Raw genomic sequence first — 17,688 nt, 5'->3', positions numbered from 1 at the left:
AGGCCCGCTCAGCGGGACGAGAGAACCCGCTCAACACACCCGCACACCTCGGCGATCTGATCCGACGAGAGGTCCGGGAAGAAGGGTATACCGATCGCGGTGCTGACCACGCTTGGCGTCGCCGCGAGGCCGTCATGGGGGCACTCGGCGAATGTCGGGTGCGCGTGACAACCTTCGCCATACCAGCGTCGCCACTGGATCCCGGTTGCATCGAAGGCCGCCACCACTGAACCGACATCGGCAGGGGCGAAGAGCGCGTTGGCCGTCATCGTCAGCCAATCACGACCGAAGCCGCCCTGCATCGCAACACCGATCCGCTCGAACCCCGCGACGTAGGCCAGAGAGATCTCCCGCAATCGCGCGATGCGCGCGTCGAGACCGTCCAGCGCGGCGAGCCCCACCGCAGCGGCGTATTCCGAGATCCGGTAGTTTCCGCCCCGCATCTGCGAAACGCGGCTGCCGGGCGAGAACCCGAAGCCGGTCATGGCTGTGATCGTTTCGGCCATCTCAGGATCAGTCGTAAGGATCGCGCCACCTTCCCCGATGCCGAACGCCTTGGTGGCATGCAAGCTGACGCACATGGGCTGCACGCCGATGCGCCGGAGGTTCAGCGTCGCCGCGGCGGCGTCGAACACCACGGGCACGTCGTGCTCGGCCTCGAAGGCCTCCCAGGCCGCGACATCGATCGGAGCGCCGCACGGGCTCACGGCGATGACCGCCGCGACATCGCGCGGATTCGCCCGCAGGGCACGGGCGGCGATCTCCGGCGTGATCGCCATCGTCGCCGCATCGACATCCGTGAAGTAGGGCGTGAGCCCGATATTGGCCGCCGCGTGGGCGGTCGCGATGAAGGTCCAAGACGGCATCACGCAGTAGCGGCCGGCACGGCCCGCCGTCCGATACCGCAAGGCGAGCTCGATCGCCGAGGTGCCACTGCTGGTGAGCGCCGCGTGGACAGGACCGCCGCCGCTTTGGCCGGAGACGAACTGGCACAGTCGCGCTGTGAATTCCTTCGTCAGCGGGCCGTAGTTGCTGTAGATGTGCGCCTCGTCGATCCGGCGCAGGTACGGCACGATCGCATCCGTTTCCGGCAGACTCGGAATCAAAACGGGGATCATCGCGCGAACACACCCTCGGCCTCGATCGCCGCCGTGACGACGCAATCTGAGAGGGGCTCGCTATACATGGCCTCGGAGGGCTGCGGAAGGCAGGGCGCTCCGCGCCCGCTCACCCGCGGCGCAGGACGCGGGCGGGGTTGCCGAGGACGGTATGGCCAGGGGCCACGTTTCGGATCACGATCGAGCCGGCCCCCACGAAGGCGCGCTCGCCGATGCGTATCTGCGGGATCACGCAGGCGCCTGTGCCGAGAAAAGCACCTTCCTCGACGACGACATGACCGGCAAGGTGCACGCCCGGGCTGAGGGTCGCGAAATCCTCGATCCGGTTGTCGTGCGCGATGGTGCACCCCGGATTGACGAGGACGTGACGGCCGAGGCGCGCATTTGTGGTGATCGATGCATGGCCGAGGATCACGGAGCCCTCGCCAACGCTGCTGCTCGTGCCGATCAGCACCGCAGGATCGATCACCGAGGCAAAGCGTGCACCGAGCGCAGCGTCCAGGCGGCTGACCGCCTGCGCTCTGGCCTGCGGATCGCCCAGCGCAACGACGAAGCGCACCGAGTCATCGCCCGCGAGCGTGCCGATATCCCGGAACACGGGCCTGCCGCAGAAGGTCTCCGGCGCCTCGTAGGCCGAGTCGACGAAGACCCCCAGGAGTTCCACGTCGGCGCCGGCGCTGCGCAGGCGGATCAGCACGTCGGCGATCTCGCCCGCGAGAGCGCCTGCACCGTAGAGGACAAGACGTTCGGTCATCGGGCGGTGATCGGCCGCAAGCCGCCCCGGCAGTGACCAGTCGGGCGACAGATCATTGAGCGCTCCATCGGCCGAACCTGGTTGTTTCCACACGCGTCGGCAACGCTGCAGCAGCGCTGCTGAATTCATACAGGCGCGTGAGATGCTTGGCCATGCCCGGCCTGACGCCCGAAGAGCCCGCTGCGCCCTGCCGAGCTGTCCCGGCCGTCGCTGGATCGGTGGTGCCGTGACGGACGGCTGTCACGCGCGCAGTCAGCCGATCAGGCCTCAGCCTCGAACGTGAGGGTGGGCGGCGCGTACAGCCGATCGGTCTCGATCGCGCAGGCCCCCCAGCTCAGCCCCACGCCGAACCCGGCCAGCACCGAGCGCAGCGACCGCGTGGCATACGCCTCCGCCAGGAAGCCCGAAATCGTGCCCGGGATCGAGGCGGCGTTCTGGTTGCCGTAGACCGACTGCGTCGCGGTGGGCAGGCGGGTCTCGTCGAGGTTCAGGCGCCGCTGGACGTTCTTGAGGATGTACTTGTTCGGCTGGTGGAGCACGAAGTAGTCGATGGCATCCGCAGCCTGCCCGGAAAAGGCAAGGATGTCGGTCAGGAGCGGCGGGACGCGCTTCAGGGTGAAGTTGAAGACCGCCGCGCCGTCCATGTGCATATAGGCCGGCCTATCGCGGTCGGCCTCGTCGGCCCGCAATCCGCTGCCCGGGATAAAGAGCGCCTTCTCACCCGAGCCGTCGCTGTAGAGCTGAAAGAAGCTCTCGGTCGCCCGCCGCTCGATCAGGGCCGCCGCGCCCGCGTCGCCCATCAGCGGGGTAATCGTGCGGTCATCGGGCGCAACCATGCGGCTCGCGACGTCACCGACGCAGAGCAGCACCCGGCTCAGGCCGGATTGGACGAAGCTGTAGGCGAGGGAGAGCCCGTAGACGAAGCCGCTGCAACCGAGGCGCACGTCGAAGCAGAGGGTGTCGGTCCGCATGCCGAGGCGGTGCTGCATCGCGATCGCCGTCGACGGCGCGGCGTAATCCGGCGTCTGCGTGACGAAGATCAGGCCGTCGAGGTCCTCGGGCTTGAGGTCGAGCCCGCGCAGCAGGTCCGCGGCGGCATGGAGGCAGAGGTCCGCCGTGGTGGTGTCCGGGCGGGCGATGACGTGGCGCGTACCGAAGCCGATCGAGCGCTGGAGGCGGCTGCCCTCCTCGGGCGACAGGCCGAGCCGCTCCCACTCGCTCTCGAAGGCCACAACGCGGCCGCCGACGGCCGTGACGAGGCCCGCGAGGCCAGCTTGGTTGAAACGTAAGTCCGCCATCGGATCCGTCAGTTGCGCTCGACTGTCTCGACCACGTAGGCGACCCAATCCCGATAACGGCGGAGCGGCGAGAGGGTGCTGTCGAGGATCTTCTCGTTCGCCAGAGGCACGTAGCGGCTGACCGCCCGCTCGACCTCGGACTCGGTTTCCATCAGGAGCTCGACGATCGCGAACGAATCGAGCGCCTCGAACAGGTCCGTCTCCGCTGCCGGCGCGGCGAGCCCCGGCTTGTTCCAGGACTTCGTCAGCCGCTCGAGGGTCGTCCGGACCGCGGCCTCGACGGCGCCGGCCTCATTCTGCATGGACGTGGATGTAGGCTGTGTCATCCGGGCCTCGCGTCAGTCGGTAGTCCGTACCTTCAAGGTCGCTGCGCGTCACCTCAAAGCCGTTCTCAGGATAGAAGCTCTCGACCATCCGGTTCTTCGCGCTCGGGACGTAGCGGGCGGTCAAGTCCGTTCCGCCCTCGCGCGCGCAGACATGGCGCAGGAGCGTCGACTCGATCCTGCGGCCGAGCGCCCGGCAGCTCATGAGGAAGGTCTCGATGTGCCCGCCGCGGACGATGACGACACCGACGATGCCCATGTCACCGAACCGGTCGACAACGCGGCAGGCGTACACGCTGCCCTCACGCATGGCGCCGGCGACCTGATCCTCGGTGTAGCGGCGGGTCGTGAGGTTGAACTGGTTCGTCTTGTTGATGAGCTGGGTGACGCGCCGCAGCGCCGCCTCGCTGTTGCGGCTGATGTGAAGGTGGATGTCGAGCGAGGCGAGGTAATCCTCGATCGAGGCGGCCGAGCGCTGCAATTCGTTGCGCTGCGTCTCGGTGCGATATTGCGCGGTCTTGGCGAGGTCCTCGGCGGTGATGCTGCGGGCGCGCAGGCTGGCGATCGACCCGAGGAGCGCGAGCGCCATCTCGGGCTTGCCGCGCTCGAACAGGTGACCCTCGACCTCCGGAAGGCGGGCGCGCACCTCTTCGATCTCGAACGGGTTGTCGTCGATGAAGACGAAGGCGTCGAGACCGAGATTCAACGTCTCGGCGAGGTCTCTGATGTTGTCGCTCTTGTCCGACCAATTGCTTCGGAATGCGACGAAGTCATCGATCCTGAGCGGCATGGAGCGGCGCTCGAACACCTCGAGGAAATCGGCCTCGTTGTTCTTGGTCACCGCGCAGAGGAGAATGCCGAGCTCTTTCAGCCGCAGGAGCTGGCGCTGGAACTGCGTATGGACGATACCGGGAAAGTCGGTGTCGATCTCGAGCGCCTCCACCCCGTCCTCGCCGGCGACGCCGCCCCAGAGGGTGTTGTCGGCATCGACCACGATGACCTTGCGCCGGGCGCGCAGGCGCACCGCGACCGCGTCGGCGTAGAGGCCGACGAGGGCATCGACCGCGGCCGGCGCGTAGGGCAATTGGTAGAGGAGGCGGTTCCGCTCGCGCAGCGCGGAAGCGGTCCCGATCCGGGCGAGTTCGCCGGCGGCGTCGATCACGCTCACGCGCTCCTGTTCCCGGGCGAGCCGAAACAGAACGCCGTTCACGCGGCCCAAGGCCTCGATCTGATCGTACAGATCGCTCTCGACCGACGAAGTCGGCTGGAAGGGCACCGTGTTGAGGATGATCGTGCCGGATGCCTTGGCGAGCCGCCCGGCGACGAGGTCGGCCAGCATCTCGGCCCTTCGAACCGCCCGATCGTCGGGCGCCACATCGAAGAACCAGCGATGGTCGAGGTGAACCACCAGCACGTCGACCGGCTCGGCCCCCGCCAGCGCCGCCTCGACTTGGAGGCTCGGCAGATGCGTCACGCTCACGTCCGCGAGTGCCGAGAGCCGCTGCGCCACCTTGCCGAAGGGGTCGGTGACGACGTTGCCGACGAATCCGATCGTAAGGGTGCGTGACATGAATACCGTAACGCCGGCCCGATGAAGAGGACACGGCCTGCGCGGGCCTGCGACGTCGGCCTCTTGCACGATCCGCACCCCTGCCGCAAGGCCAACGGCCCGGCCGAAGCGCCGCCCGAGAGCCGGCCCGTCCCGATCGCGCCGGCGCGCGGGAGCAGGCCGAGAACGGGTCGGCGGACCGAGCCGAGAGCGAGTTGGAGGGCTTGGTTGGAAGGACTTGGTCGGGCGCCGTTCAGGTGTTACCTCAACGCCCAATCGATTGGAGGTTGCTATTCACGCCGTTCCGTCCGCGCTCGGAGAGTTCCATCATCTCGGCGTCGCCTGCCGGGACCTCGACACCGAGGAACGGGCTTGGTCGCCCCTGGGATACTCTCGGGAAGGGGATGATTTCGAGGATCCGATCCAGCGGGTGCGCGGGCGCTTCATCGTCGGCCCCGGACCGCGCCTCGAGCTTCTGATGCCGCTCTCCAGCGGCTCGCCCCTGGACAACGTCCTGAGCAAAGGCATCAAGATCTACCACCAGGCCTATCTGACCGAACAGTTCGACACCGCGGTCGAGACGCTCAAAGCCCAGAGATTTCGCCTCGTCGCCGCGCCGGCACCGGCTGTCGCCTTCCAGGGAAACCGGATTGCCTTCTTCGCGCTTCCCAACTTGGCGATCATGGAAATCATCGAGGCAAAACCACCGGCCAGCCTGGGCGCCTGACCGGATCGGAGGCGGCCCAACACGCGGCTTGCTCGCGCCGCGCTTCGCATCTACCGCCGGGTCGCAGTCGCGCCTGCGTCTATGCCGAGACGCGGAGACGGCGTGCGGGCCATGGACCTGTACGCCTTGGCTGGCCCGAAGCGATTGCGGCCACAGAACGGACCTCGCTGTCGTTCATATGCGGCCCGGCAGGCAGGCTGAGACTCTCGTAAGGGGCGCGATCGACGCCGAGGTGGGTTGCGATGAGGCGTGAGGGCGACATGAGGCCGACCGCGGCGTTCATGGAATTGGTCAGGGAAATCGATAGCAGCAACGCTTCGCGGGTCATCGAGAAGCTCGCTCCGATCGTCGCCCAGGAAGCGCAGTTGCGCGCGGGAATCGGTTCCGTCGTGCGGCACCTCGATACGGTCGCCTTTCGGCTGGCGGGCAGCGACCAGCTCGAAGAAGCGTCGCAGGTGTATGACCTGATCGCCTCCGTCGATGAGGGAGACCGCGAACGCTGGCAGAGCGCGGCCGTCCTCGCGCGCCTCCGGGGCCTGTGCGAACGGGGCCGCTTCAGCGAGGCCGCTGCCTACGTCGCGGCGTTGAGGGACAACCCGGACCAGGGCGCCTGGATCGGCGAGGGTGTCGCGATCCTGATGACGCTCGCATGGCAATACGAGTGTCAGTACGATGTCGAGCCATCGGTGCAGAGCTACCGGTTGGCCCACGCACTCAGCGGTGGCGGCCACGGCATCACCACCGTTGACGGACACACCCTCGAGCGCAAAATCCGCGACATGCGCGCCGTGCAGATGCGCGCCCTCGCGGAGGACGGCCGACACGAGGAGGCCGTCGCGTTGCACGAGCAGACGCGCGGCTTGCTCGGCCTCGGACCGCTGCGCATCTACGACATCGTCTCAGCGCGCCAAGCTGCCGTCGGCGGCCGGGGCGTCTATCACGAGTTGCTGCCTGGACGCAGGATTCAGGAGCCGGAGATCAAGTTCCTCGGGGGACCGATTGCGCTCACCTCCCAATCGGGCAGCCTCGACGCGCCGCCCCAATACGTCGCCTTGTTCCGGGACTGCATGGCGTTCCCGCGCAGCAACGTCGTGCTCCAAGCGGATCGGCTGATCTACGATCTCGCCGCCCATCCGCTGAGCGGCACCTTTGACATCAGGGACGGGGTCAATCCGGATCAGAGCCTGTTCGCCGCTTACGGTGGCGGACGTGCCGTGGTCGCCGCCCCTGCCGGGGTACAGGAGGTCGATGCCGGCCTGATGCTGTTCGGGCTTCAGAGCAAGAACTACGGTCACTGGCTTCTGGAATTCGTCCCGCGCATGCTGTGGTTCAACCACCCGGCTTGCCCGGCCGACTTCCCGATCTGCATCGACGACCACATGCCGGAGACCCATCGGCAGATCGTCGAGCTGATCGATGAGCGCGATCGGCCGGTGCTGCCGTTGCCGGCGGGGCCGACACGCTTCGGTGAACTCGGCACGGCTCCGGTCCCGACCCTGTTCCCGTTCGACATGCGGCCGGGGATCCCGGTCTACGACACCGTCTGGCCGGGCGACGTCCTCGGGGCCATGCGCGGCAAGGTACTCGAGCGGCTCGCCGCTCGCGGGGTCGATCTGAGTCAGACGGGCCGACGGATCGTTCTATCGCGGCGTGGCTTCGCGCAGCGTCAGCTCAAGAACGAAGCGGACATCGTCGGTACACTGGAGCGGCACGGTTTCGAGGTCGTCCACCCTGAGCAGCTCACCTTCGCAGAGCAGGTGGCGGTTTATCATTCCGCCGACGTCATCGTCGGGTCGGCGAGCTCCGCCCTGACCAACTGCATATTCTGCCGCCCGACGGCCAAAGTCATCGCCCTCATTCATGAGAACCTGTCATTCAATTTCCGCGGATATACCAGCATGATTCGGTCAAGCGGGGCCGATCTGATCTTTGTTCGCGGAAAAACCGCGCACGGGGAAGCTTCGCATCCATTTCACGCCAATTACACAGTCGATCCGGCCGAGGTGCTGCAAGCGATCACGGCGCTGCGCGCGTCGGCGCTGTGACGCCATCTCGCCTGCTCGTTGAGAGCGTGAGTCATGGCAGCGTGATCAGCTCGAGGCAGGTGACTCGAGATCTTATGACGCGTGCAATGCTGAGCGGCCCGTGAGCCACGGGATGTGCGAACAGTAGGAAAGCACCTGCCCATACCGAGAGCCACGATCAGGTCGAGTTCATCGGCATCCTGCAGGACGACAGCCCGTTGCACGACCAGCTCTCGGGTGCTTATCGGTAGGCCGCCCAGAGGTCGGACAATCGGCAGGGCACGATTAGGAATATGAGACCCACACCGACCTTCATCGACCTGCTTCGGACGATCGACAGCGGCAACGCCCCTCGCGTGCTCGAGGCGCTAGCCTCACTGCTCAGCTCTGAGCCGCTTCCGGGGTCGCAGGCTGCCGCGACGGTGCGGCACCTTGAGACCTTGGGTTTCCGGCTTGAGGGCAGCGGTCGGTTCGGCGACGCGGCGCGCGCCTACGATCTCGCCGCCTCGATCGACCCGCGCGATCCTCAGCGCTGGCGCGGGATCGCCGTGACGACGCGCCTGCGCGACTTCGTCGAGCGGGAGCTCTGGGACGAGGCGTCGGCGTTCATCGCCGAGATCAGGCGGCACGGCGAGGCGGACACGACCATCCTGGAGATCGTCGCGACGCTGCTGCGGCTCGGCTGGGAGCACGAGTGTCGGTACCAGGCCGAGCCCGCCGTGCAGTGCTACCGCCTCGCCTTCGAGCTCAATGGTGGAGACGCCGGCCTCGCAACCGGGGACGGCCACAACATCAGCACCAAGATCCGCAACCTGCGCCTGCTGCAAATGAATGCCTTGGCGGAGGCGGGCCGGCACGAAGAGGCTGCGGCGCTGCACGAGAGCACCCGGACGATCGCCGGCCTCGGCCCCGTCGGCATCTATGACATCGTCTCAGCCCGACAGGCCGCCGAGGAAGGGCAGGGGCGCTATCGCGAGTTGCTGGCCGGCCGCCGGATCGCCGAGCCCGACGTGAAGTTCCTCGACGGTCCGATCCCGATGACCTCTCAGCCGGGAACCCTCGACGCCCCGCCGCAATACCTCGCGTTCTTCCAAGACTGCCTGACATTCCCCCGGAGCAACGTGGTGCTGCACGGACAGCGCCTGATCTACGACCTGGCGGCTCATCCGCTGAGCGGCGTCGCCGACATCAAGGACGGGGTCAATCCGGGTCAGATCATGACGGCGGTCTGGGGATCCGGACGCGCCCTGATCGAGGCGCCTGCCGAGATTCGTGAGATCGACGCCGGCCTGATGCTGTTCGGGTTCCAGAGCCGGCAGTACGGCCATTGGCTGCTCGAGTTTGCCCCGCGCATGCTGTGGTTCAACGATCCCGCCTGCCCCTCGGGCTTCCCGATCTGCGTCGACGATCAGATGCCGGAGACGCACCGGCAGATCATCGCGCTGATGGACGAACGCGCCCGGCCCGTCGTGACGCTGCCGCCCGTAGCGACGCATTTTCGTGAGCTCGGGCTCGCTCCAGTGCCCGTCTTCTATCCCTTCGATACGCGAGAGGGCTTCCCGACTTACGACGCGATCTGGCCGCAGGACGTCCTCGCCGCTATGCGCGGCAAAGTCTTAGAACGGCTGACTGCACAGGGCGTCGACCTGCGACGGACAGGGCGGCGGATCGTTCTGTCCCGGCGTGGCTTCACGCAGCGTCAGCTGGTCAATGAGGCGGAGATCATCGACGCGTTGACGCCGCACGGCTTCGAGGTCGTCCATCCCGAACAGCTCAGCTTCGCCGAACAGATTCAGACCTATCATTCAGCCGACATCATCGTCGGCTCGGCGAGCTCCGCTCTTATCAATTGCATCTTCTGTCGCCCGGGAGCCAAAGTCGTGGCGCTCACGCACGACAGCCGGTCCTTCTATTTCCGTGGCTTTACCAGCTTGATCGAGTCCAGCGGAGCGCAGCTTCTGTTCCTTCGCGGAACGACCGTCCTCGCCGAGGGGCTGCACCCGATGCATGCGAATTACGCGGTGCCGCCCGCGCAAGTTTTGCGAGCAGTGGCGACGGTCTCGTCAGCCCCCTAATCCCCTGCCACCATCCTGCGCTTCAGCATCCGGTGTGCGCCGGCTGAAGATGCGTCGCCACCCAGGCCCGTCGGACCGGGGTCCGGGCACCCTCAGGTCCTACTGCGTCCGGTAGACCTCATCGATCGGAAGGCCGCAGACATCGTCCTCGACGCCGAGTACCGCCAACGACGCGAGGTCTATGGCGATCTGGCCCTCCATCACCATGCGCAGGAGCTCCTGCGCACCTTTGAGCGGAATGTCGGCCTGGAGCAGGTCCGGTCCGTAGAGGTCCAGGGTCTCGGCGATGTACTGCTCGGCACCGGCGTGCAGCTCGGCGAGGTTGGCGTGCTCGGCCGGAGTGCGCGGGTCCGCCGTGAAGAGCGGCTCGACCCGCTCACCCACCGTCTCGTAGCCCACGACCCTCTCAAAGGGCTCGGATAGTGCTACGTCCCGATAGCTTGCCCGCCCGCCCCAAAAAGTAGCCGGACCAGCCAATCGGCCGCTATGTGACGCCAACGACAGATCAAACCGGCCGCAGCCATCCTCGATGCCGTCAACGGCAAAGCTGCACCATCCGTCTGAGTCAGTGCACTTCTGTAACGGGCATTGGTGTCAATCCCTTCTGAGCGTCATCTCTCCGCCGGAGGCTTGCTTCTGTCCGCAGTCAGCGCGGGGCTTCTGCTTGACGATGTCTGCTGAGGACCGGCTGGCCTATCTAGGGTCGCGCAGTCACCTCGTCGGCGCTGCTGTGCACTGAACGGCCTGACCGGATCCATCGTCCCGGCGAAGGGACTCGGCCTCGGGGGGCTGATGGTGATGAGCCCGCCCGAAGAGTGTGTCGTCTCCTTCTGGTCTAAGCAGCGATCATAGGCGCGGCCTTGTGCGAGACGAAAGAGGTCTGGTCGCGCAGCATCCGGTGCAGCACGACAGCGAGTTGGACAATGTAGCAACACGCGCCGATGGTCGGACGGTCCTGAGGGATTCGGATCGACGCGGAACACCACCCGCACCGCGTCGTCTCCGACCTCGATGCGCTTGACCAGGGTGCAGACGATTTCGCGCTGCGTGCTCCAGTCCGCTTCCTCAAGGCGATCACGCACCAGATCCGCGAACAGGCTCAGTTTGCCGATGACGAGCTGGAGGGAGTGCGCCTGCTCCTCGGCCATGTCCAGTGCACCCGCTTCAGCCTCAAGCCGCGCCAGGCGGCGGCGCAGCTCGGCCATGCGCGGTTCAAACTCGGCCTTCTCGATCAGCCCCTCGGCGTAACTATCGATCAGCCGCCCGATGGCGGCGCGCGTCCGGGTCAACTGGCGCGAGACAGCCTCGCGTTCGAGTTGGCCCGGGTTGGTCTGCACCGCCTCCAGACGCCGCTGGTACTCGTCCAGCACGCGCGCGGGATCCTCGAGCAGGCGGCGCACCTCGGCCCACACGGCCGCTTCGAGTGGCTCGACAGCTACCAGCCGGGCGTCGCACCGGCGCTCGCCTTGGTAGCGACTGCGGTCGGTGCCGCAGCAGCGATAATACCGCCACCTCCCACGATGATGATGGCCGCTGAAGCCATAACCGCATTTCTGGCAGACCAGCAGGCCGCGCAGTAAGTAGCGCACGCCTGCCAGGCGTTCGCGGTTGCGCTTTCGGTTCTCCTCCAACCGCTCCGCAGTCTCGGCAAACAGCCCCGCATCAATGATCGCCGGCACAGGCACACGGATGTGCTGCTCGGCCGGAGCGGGGATCTGCCGGAATGAGCGCCGCGGCAGCCCATCATGTCCGCGCGGTGGATGCAGCGGCGGCGTCCAAGGAATGCACCGGCGGCGCCCAAAAACGGCCTGCCCGGCATAGGCCGGGTTGAGCAGCAGGCTGTGGATCATGGGGCGGCTCCAATGCGCGTTGCCGGTCGGGCTTGGAATGCCGGCGGCGTGCAAGCGCCGGCACACGGTCGCAAGCGTCAGCCCCTCGTGCCCCACCCAGGCGAAGATCTGCCGGACGGTCCCAGCTGTGGCCTCGTCGACGTCGTAGCGCGCGATCCCGCCTCCGGCGGCGCGTGTGACGTACCGATAGCCGTAAGGCGCACGCGAGAGGGTGCTAACCGCGCCAGCCTGGGCACGGTGCCGCTTGCCGCGGCGGCTACGCTCCAGCACCTTGGCCCGCTCATACTCGGCGAACATGCCTTGCAACTGCAGGAGCAGGTTGTCTTCGGGACTGTCGCCGATTGGCCGGTTGAGGAACACCACCTGGGTGCCGGCGCGGGCGAACTCCTCCAGCAGCAACACCTGATGCGCGTAGCTGCGGGCGAGGCGGTCCGGGGCGTGGACGTAGACGCGATCGAGCGCCATCAGGCTCACCAGATCGCGTAGGCGCTCCAAGGCGGGGCGCACCAAGCTGGCACCGCTGTGGCCGTTATCGACAAAAAGCCTGTCGCCGCCCACGTGATGGCCGTCCTGTGCAGCTCGCGCTCGCAACTCGCTGAGCTGACTGTCGATGGTCTGGCGCTCAGCTTGCTGATCGGACGAGACCCGGGCGTAGATCGCGACCTGCAGCGGGAGAGGAGAAGCCGTCGTCGGGTGCGGGTTCCTCATAGCGCGCTCCTATCGATGGTGCTCGGGCCTTCGCGGCGGGGCAGCGGGCTCGGGATGGCAGCAGGCGCTCATAGGCACGGACCAAAACCTCCCGGCTCCCTCGTCCGACCTCAAAGGTGATCTCAAGACCGAGTGGTCGGCCTTTCCTGTTGGGCTTGGCCATCGCGGCCCCCATCCTGGACCAGGCTGATCGGCCCAAAACGGGATCTGGATGCTGCGGTTCGGCTGGCACAAGACACGCCGCGTCTCAGCGCGGCTCGCCCAATTGCGTAGACGAAGCGGTGATCAAACTTTGCAACATTGTCTAACAGGTCACCGCGAGCTTGCGTGCGAGGGCGACCTTGGCCTTGCGCAGACCCGCGCGCTTGGCGACGCTCAAGGCCCAGGTCTTCAGGTCCGATCCCTTCACCGGCCGCGTCAGGATGACATTGGCGGCCTCATAGAGGGCCGTGCGCACCCCAGCGTCGCCGATCTTGGAGTTCCGCCCCGTGTCGTCCGTCTCGCCGGATTGGTACTTCTTGGGTGTGAGGCCAAAGTGGGGGCCAACCGCTCGTGATGAGCGGAACCGCTCCGAATCGTCCACCGCCGCCACGAAGGTCAGCGCCACCAGGACGCCCACGCCGGGTGTTGTCATCAAGCGATGCGCCCTCTCGTCCTGGCGTGCCATGGTCCGCACCCGGCGCTCAAAACCGCGGAGTTCGTCGGCTAGAACTTCTCGCGCCTTCAGCAGCGCGGTAGCGATCACCTCCAAAGCGGGATGGCCGTCGACCAGCGTCCGTATCCGAGCCGGATAGGTCTTGGGCGTCGTGGTGCCGACCTTCAGCCCGAAGCCCCGGAGGATCCCGCGCAGGCTCATCTCCATGTCGTGCAGCTTGCCCTGCAACAGCTTGCGCGCCGTCAGCACCGCACGGACCTCCTGCGCCGGGACCGACTTGCAGTGCACTGGGCGGAACCAACCCAGCCGCATCGGCTGAGCGATGCCGCGGGCGTCCTTCTTGTCCGTCTTCACCGGCATGGTCTTGAAGGCTGCGCGCACGTGGCGGGTCTCCAGCAGCTCCACGGCCAAGCCGGCCCTGCTCATGGACGCGTAGAGCCACTGCGACAGCGGCCCGGCTTCCAATCCGATCCGCTCCATCGCCACCTGGCGCCCGGCAAACCAGCTGATCAGCGCGTCAGGCTCACTCAGCACCTTCGCTTCGCGGACGATCTTCCCCTCAGCATCGACGACACAGACGTAAGAGGCTTCCAGAGACACGTCGATCCCGGCATACTGCGTCATGGTCGTTCCTCGATGATGCTTGGCGCAGGCCCAAACCTGACGCCGTTGACTTCGGACACCATCATTCTGAGGGACGACCACCCAACCTCAAGCGGTCCGGTGTTCGGCGCGCCCGTTACATCATCTAGGCCTAATGCTCAGCTCTGACCCACTTCCGGGGTCGCAGGCTGCCGCGACGGTGCGGCACCTTGAGACCTTGGGTTTCCGGCTCGAGGGCAGCGGTCGGTTCGGCGAAGCGGCGAGAGCTTACGAACTCGCCGCCTCGATCGACCCGCGCGATCCTCAGTGCTGGCGCGGGATCGCCGCGACGACGCGCCTGCGCGACGTCGTCGAGCGGGAGCTCTGGGATGAGGCGTCGGCGTTCATCGCCGAGATCGGACGGCACGGCGAGGCGGACACGGCCATCGGAGAGATCGCCGCGACGCTGCTGCGGGCCGGCTGGGAGCACGAGTGTCGGTACCAAGCTGAGCCCGCCGTGCAGTGCTACCGCCTCGCCTTCGAGCTCAATTCGGTGCGCGAATCGAACAAGATTATAGCAAACCTAGGCATCACGATTTGATGGCAGCATTCAAACTTCCCGTAAATTCCTCGTAGCTGTAATCTTTAGCTCGCGCAGCCGCAGCCGCTCTGTACGTCGCGATATCCTGAGGCGACATGTCAAAGACCGAAAGCGTAGAGCTGAGTAGCGCCCTTTTATCAGAAACGTGAAAACCGCTTACCATGTCTTGGACAATCTCAGCCGGCCCACCGTACCCAATCACAATAGGAATACATCCGGCACTCATCGCCTCCACAATGGTTATGCCGAAATGCTCAAATCTCTCCGGACTTAACTGGAAGCTGTCGTTTGCGCCCGTCATATGCCAGTAAATGTCAGACCGCAAATACAAATCACGAAGGTCCTTCCCAGAAATGTTCACGTGAAAATAAACCCTCAGCCCCTCAGACATGCTCTTTAGATTGAAGAAATACTCTCTTGTACGATCATCAGCCCCAAGACTTCCAGCCAGATGCAACTCAACCGGACGATCTTCATAGCGGCACATCTCTTTGAACACCTCGACCATAACATCTTGGCGCTTGCAGTGACCGTCAGGTCCAAAACGTCCAACGCTAAGAATTCTTTTCACGTCATCGCGCGCGCTTTCACCCGAGATCAGATCTACCGGCGGATAAACACGATGTATAGGCTTCGACGGCAAATTTAGTTTCACCTTTTCTCTGATGAACGACTCAATCACGAAATCCGAATAAAGAACGACAGCATCATAGCCGCCGTCATTACTCCAATTGGCAGCAAGTTTGGCAGGACTGACGGGGAATGGAAACTGACAAATGAAGAAGTTTCGCCTTCCTATTGCTTCAACAGGAGGCACTACTTCGTTGCCCACGCAGAAGAACAAATCCGGCTGATTATAGGCACCTCGTTCCGACCACATTTCGCACTTAACATGATCGAGATTCAAGCCGAACTCTCGAGCCATAGTTAGCAATCTGATTCGGCTGGTAGAGCGCGGCATAAACAATATACAATCGAATTCTTTCCGCAACACATGTGCGATTGACAAGATATATCGCTCACCGCCGCCCGGCTGCAAAGGGTAAGGCGTGTACAACGCGAGTATAGGCTTGCCTCTGAACGATACTCTCGCATACCTTACAAGATCGAAGCTTAGATTTTCTAGAGAAATTCCCTCTTGAATGGTCTTCTGCCATCTTTGCACAAACTTCAGCCTGTTAGTTGCAACTATATTATTTAAACGCAAGTCGGAGTCTGAGGAAGTAGTACCCTCAAGATGTACAACCTTTGATTTAGGCTCAAATATAATTTTATAACCCTTTGCCTTGATTTTCAGACACAAATCGACATCTTCGTAATAAGCCGGATCCCACATTAGGTCGAATCCCAGCACATCAAGAAATACATCCTTGCGAACGGCGAGCGCGGCCGCGGAAATATATGTCACCTCTTCACACCGGTCATAATTTGCGTGAAACGCAGGCAGACCTCTTCCTCTTTGATGCACGATGCCATCATCGAAAATAGATCCGCCCGCTTCCTGCACACTGCCGTTCGGATAAAGGAAGATGGGCCCGACTCCACCTACGGTCTGGTCTTCGAGTTGGGACAGTAATGGATCAAGCCAGCCAGGGGTGACAAAAGCATCATTATTAAGGAAAACTATGTTTTTCCCGCGTGCCGCTTCCGCGGCTATATTGTTACCTTCGCCAAAGCCAAGGTTATCTTGAAGCCGCAGAACCTTGCAACCGATTCCGTATTTAACCAGCGTATCGAATTGATCTCCATTCGACCCATTGTCGAGCACGATAATCTCGATGCGCTCATTTTTGGTGAATTTGTATATAAAATACAAACATTGCATGGTCACTACGGATTTATTAAGGTTTAAGATAATAATACTTGTTTTCGCGTCATCAAGCTTATCCTCTTTGCCTGTTGAGAGTCCCTTTTGCCGCAGGCAAACGTGTATAAGATGGCTTAGCGGTTCGCCAGCATTCGGAAGCACCGCCAGCTTAGAAAATGTTATCGGATCAAATTGTGGGTGCGGCCGCTTTCCATTTCTCCAACCATATTTTAAATAATGGATTGCTCCGCCTATGTTCGCATCATCGCTGCAGGAATATTGAGTTTGGTAGAAGGCGCCGTCAAATATTCTGAAAGCACCAACGCCTTCTTTCCATCCGTACCGCAGATAATGGGTTAGCGGGTGCAGATCGTGAGAAATCAAATCGGGCCGGATTCTAAGATATTCTTTTACATCGAGCAGCGGATGAACTTCCGGCCAAAACACCGTTCCAGAGGCACAGAAATCGCTCAACGGGTCCGACTTCAGGTCCCGGCCGATATTTTCGATATAGTAGTTCGTGGAAAACAGCACATGTGGATCGTAGCCGAGCTTCCAACCTACCTTCCTGTAGTGGTCAAGCGGCTTCTCGGTGGGACCGGCCTGGCTAACGTAATGTTCGGCATCAAAAATTAGAGCTATCAATTCGTCGCTTGCAAGCCCCGATCCAATTTTCTTATCATATGGAATTACGGCATCAAGAAATCCATCTTTAATAATGCGATCCTCTTGTTCGGAGCACATTATTTCCAAATGATGAGTCAATCCGTCCCGAACATAAACGGGTATCTGGAGACAAAATCCATGATAGCCGGTCCCGATCGACGCAGCGTCCAAATCTGTTCTATATAAGTTTGCAAGACCCCGCGAAACCGGTTTTCCGTCAATGTACAACTTTATCTCTAACGCGGACTCGGGACGCTCATCATTATATGCCCATCCATACACGCAGTCGTGCGTGGCGATGTCGATTCGGCCAATCAGCATTTTGGAATTCCGTTGTACGCATCAGACGAGAAAAGGTAGCAATCGAAGCGTGCGCTATCGCAATTGCTGCTAACTTTTGCTGGGCCTAATAATCTGCGGGAATTTTTCGATATCAGTCTGGAGTCATACAGATTGCATCCATCTGTTCATTATGAGGCGCTCAGGCGTTGGCGCTGTGGCGCTTGATGTCGGCGTCGACCATCTCGGTGATCAGCGCCTCGAGGCTGGTCTGCGCCTCCCAGCCGAAGGTCGCCTTGGCCTTGGCGGGGTTGCCCAGCAGCACCTCCACCTCCGCCGGCCGGAACAGGGCCGGGTCGATGACCAGGTGATCGTCGATGTTCAGGCCCACATGCTTGAACGCGATCGCGCACATGTCCCGCACCGTCGTGGTCCGCCCGGTGGCGATCACGTAGTCGTCCGGCCGGTCCTACTGCAGCATCAGCCACATCGCCTGCACGTAGTCCCGGGCATGACCCCAGTCGCCGCGCGATCCCAATGACCGCGTAACCCTTCTCCAGGAGCAGCTGCGCCAGATACGCCCCATCCTGGCCCGTCATATCTGTGATCAGCGCTCGCTTGGCCGCCATGAACCCGTCCCGTTCCGATTGTGGTCGAGAGCTGATCCCTCTT

Annotated in this window: 12 protein-coding genes and 2 pseudogenes; 4 read left to right on the top strand and 10 right to left on the bottom strand. The window is 63.4% G+C overall.

The window, feature by feature from the left end; translation table 11 throughout:
• Positions 1–8: 8 nt before the first annotated feature.
• From ACYCO6_RS18645 to ACYCO6_RS18625, 5 genes are all read right to left on the bottom strand, one after another.
• Positions 9–1,073, bottom strand: coding sequence for an aminotransferase class I/II-fold pyridoxal phosphate-dependent enzyme (locus ACYCO6_RS18645; protein WP_459762062.1), 1,065 nt, complete (start codon positions 1,071–1,073; stop codon positions 9–11).
• Between the two features lie 154 nt (positions 1,074–1,227).
• Positions 1,228–2,001, bottom strand: coding sequence for an acetyltransferase (locus tag ACYCO6_RS18640; protein ID WP_459762060.1), 774 nt, complete (start codon positions 1,999–2,001; stop codon positions 1,228–1,230).
• Positions 2,002–2,132: 131 nt separating this feature from the next.
• Positions 2,133–3,170 (bottom strand): ketoacyl-ACP synthase III, encoded by a 1,038-nt coding sequence (locus ACYCO6_RS18635; RefSeq protein ID WP_459762058.1) that lies wholly within the window; start codon positions 3,168–3,170, stop codon positions 2,133–2,135.
• A gap of 8 nt (positions 3,171–3,178) precedes the next feature.
• Entirely contained in the window at positions 3,179–3,496 is a 318-nt protein-coding gene (locus ACYCO6_RS18630; RefSeq protein WP_459762056.1) for a hypothetical protein, read from the bottom strand.
• Positions 3,462–5,063 carry an HAD-IIIC family phosphatase gene (locus ACYCO6_RS18625; protein ID WP_459762054.1) on the bottom strand — a complete coding sequence of 534 codons (1,602 nt, stop codon included), beginning with the start codon at positions 5,061–5,063 and terminating at the stop codon, positions 3,462–3,464. The genes ACYCO6_RS18630 and ACYCO6_RS18625 overlap by 35 nt, the downstream gene beginning before the upstream one ends.
• Positions 5,064–5,280: 217 nt before the next feature.
• Here ACYCO6_RS18625 and ACYCO6_RS18620 point away from each other — a divergent pair, with 217 nt between their 5' ends.
• The 3 genes from ACYCO6_RS18620 (at position 5,281) to ACYCO6_RS18610 (ending at position 9,868) form a co-directional block, all read left to right on the top strand.
• Positions 5,281–5,769 carry a VOC family protein gene (locus ACYCO6_RS18620; protein ID WP_459762052.1) on the top strand — a complete coding sequence of 163 codons (489 nt, stop codon included), beginning with the start codon at positions 5,281–5,283 and terminating at the stop codon, positions 5,767–5,769.
• Positions 5,770–6,029: 260 nt separating this feature from the next.
• Entirely contained in the window at positions 6,030–7,814 is a 1,785-nt protein-coding gene (locus ACYCO6_RS18615; protein WP_459762050.1) for a glycosyltransferase family 61 protein, read from the top strand.
• Positions 7,815–8,086: 272 nt separating this feature from the next.
• The gene (locus ACYCO6_RS18610) at positions 8,087–9,868 is read left to right on the top strand and encodes a glycosyltransferase 61 family protein (protein ID WP_459762048.1); all 1,782 of its coding nucleotides are present in this window, start codon (positions 8,087–8,089) and stop codon (positions 9,866–9,868) included.
• Between the two features lie 99 nt (positions 9,869–9,967).
• Here the strand turns inward: ACYCO6_RS18610 and ACYCO6_RS18605 are convergent, their stop codons facing one another.
• From ACYCO6_RS18605 to ACYCO6_RS18595, 3 genes and pseudogenes are all read right to left on the bottom strand, one after another.
• Positions 9,968–10,267: a hypothetical protein gene (locus ACYCO6_RS18605; protein ID WP_459762046.1), complete on the bottom strand. Its 300-nt coding sequence runs from the start codon at positions 10,265–10,267 to the stop codon at positions 9,968–9,970.
• Between the two features lie 212 nt (positions 10,268–10,479).
• Entirely contained in the window at positions 10,480–12,426 is a 1,947-nt protein-coding gene (locus tag ACYCO6_RS18600; RefSeq protein WP_459762044.1) for a recombinase family protein, read from the bottom strand.
• 316 nt (positions 12,427–12,742) lie between these two features.
• A pseudogene (locus ACYCO6_RS18595) lies at positions 12,743–13,705 on the bottom strand (IS110 family RNA-guided transposase); the annotation flags it as partial.
• A gap of 196 nt (positions 13,706–13,901) precedes the next feature.
• Here ACYCO6_RS18595 and ACYCO6_RS18590 point away from each other — a divergent pair.
• Positions 13,902–14,264: a hypothetical protein gene (locus ACYCO6_RS18590; protein ID WP_459762042.1), complete on the top strand. Its 363-nt coding sequence runs from the start codon at positions 13,902–13,904 to the stop codon at positions 14,262–14,264.
• Here the strand turns inward: ACYCO6_RS18590 and ACYCO6_RS18585 are convergent.
• Positions 14,254–17,058 (bottom strand): glycosyltransferase, encoded by a 2,805-nt coding sequence (locus ACYCO6_RS18585; protein WP_459762040.1) that lies wholly within the window; start codon positions 17,056–17,058, stop codon positions 14,254–14,256. The genes ACYCO6_RS18590 and ACYCO6_RS18585 overlap by 11 nt on opposite strands.
• A 160-nt stretch (positions 17,059–17,218) precedes the next feature.
• Positions 17,219–17,542, bottom strand: a pseudogene (locus ACYCO6_RS18580) (GDP-mannose 4,6-dehydratase); the annotation flags it as partial.
• Positions 17,543–17,688 lie beyond the last annotated feature (146 nt).

The sequence above is a fragment of the Methylobacterium sp. CM6257 genome, from assembly GCF_054611515.1.
The sequence above is the reverse complement of the archived record's forward strand: the minus strand, read 5'-3'. Positions and strand labels throughout refer to the sequence as shown.

What these genes read in the sequence shown, in the direction of transcription:
- ACYCO6_RS18640 (WP_459762060.1), bottom strand. Translation starts at nt 2,001, where the DNA reads ATGAATTCAGCAGCGCTGCTGCAGCGTTGCCGACGCGTGTGGAAACAA.
- ACYCO6_RS18635 (WP_459762058.1), bottom strand. Translation starts at nt 3,170, where the DNA reads ATGGCGGACTTACGTTTCAACCAAGCTGGCCTCGCGGGCCTCGTCACG.
- ACYCO6_RS18630 (WP_459762056.1), bottom strand. Translation starts at nt 3,496, where the DNA reads ATGACACAGCCTACATCCACGTCCATGCAGAATGAGGCCGGCGCCGTC.
- ACYCO6_RS18625 (WP_459762054.1), bottom strand. Translation starts at nt 5,063, where the DNA reads ATGTCACGCACCCTTACGATCGGATTCGTCGGCAACGTCGTCACCGAC.
- ACYCO6_RS18615 (WP_459762050.1), top strand. Translation starts at nt 6,030, where the DNA reads ATGAGGCCGACCGCGGCGTTCATGGAATTGGTCAGGGAAATCGATAGC.
- ACYCO6_RS18610 (WP_459762048.1), top strand. Translation starts at nt 8,087, where the DNA reads ATGAGACCCACACCGACCTTCATCGACCTGCTTCGGACGATCGACAGC.
- ACYCO6_RS18600 (WP_459762044.1), bottom strand. Translation starts at nt 12,426, where the DNA reads ATGAGGAACCCGCACCCGACGACGGCTTCTCCTCTCCCGCTGCAGGTC.
- ACYCO6_RS18585 (WP_459762040.1), bottom strand. Translation starts at nt 17,058, where the DNA reads ATGCTGATTGGCCGAATCGACATCGCCACGCACGACTGCGTGTATGGA.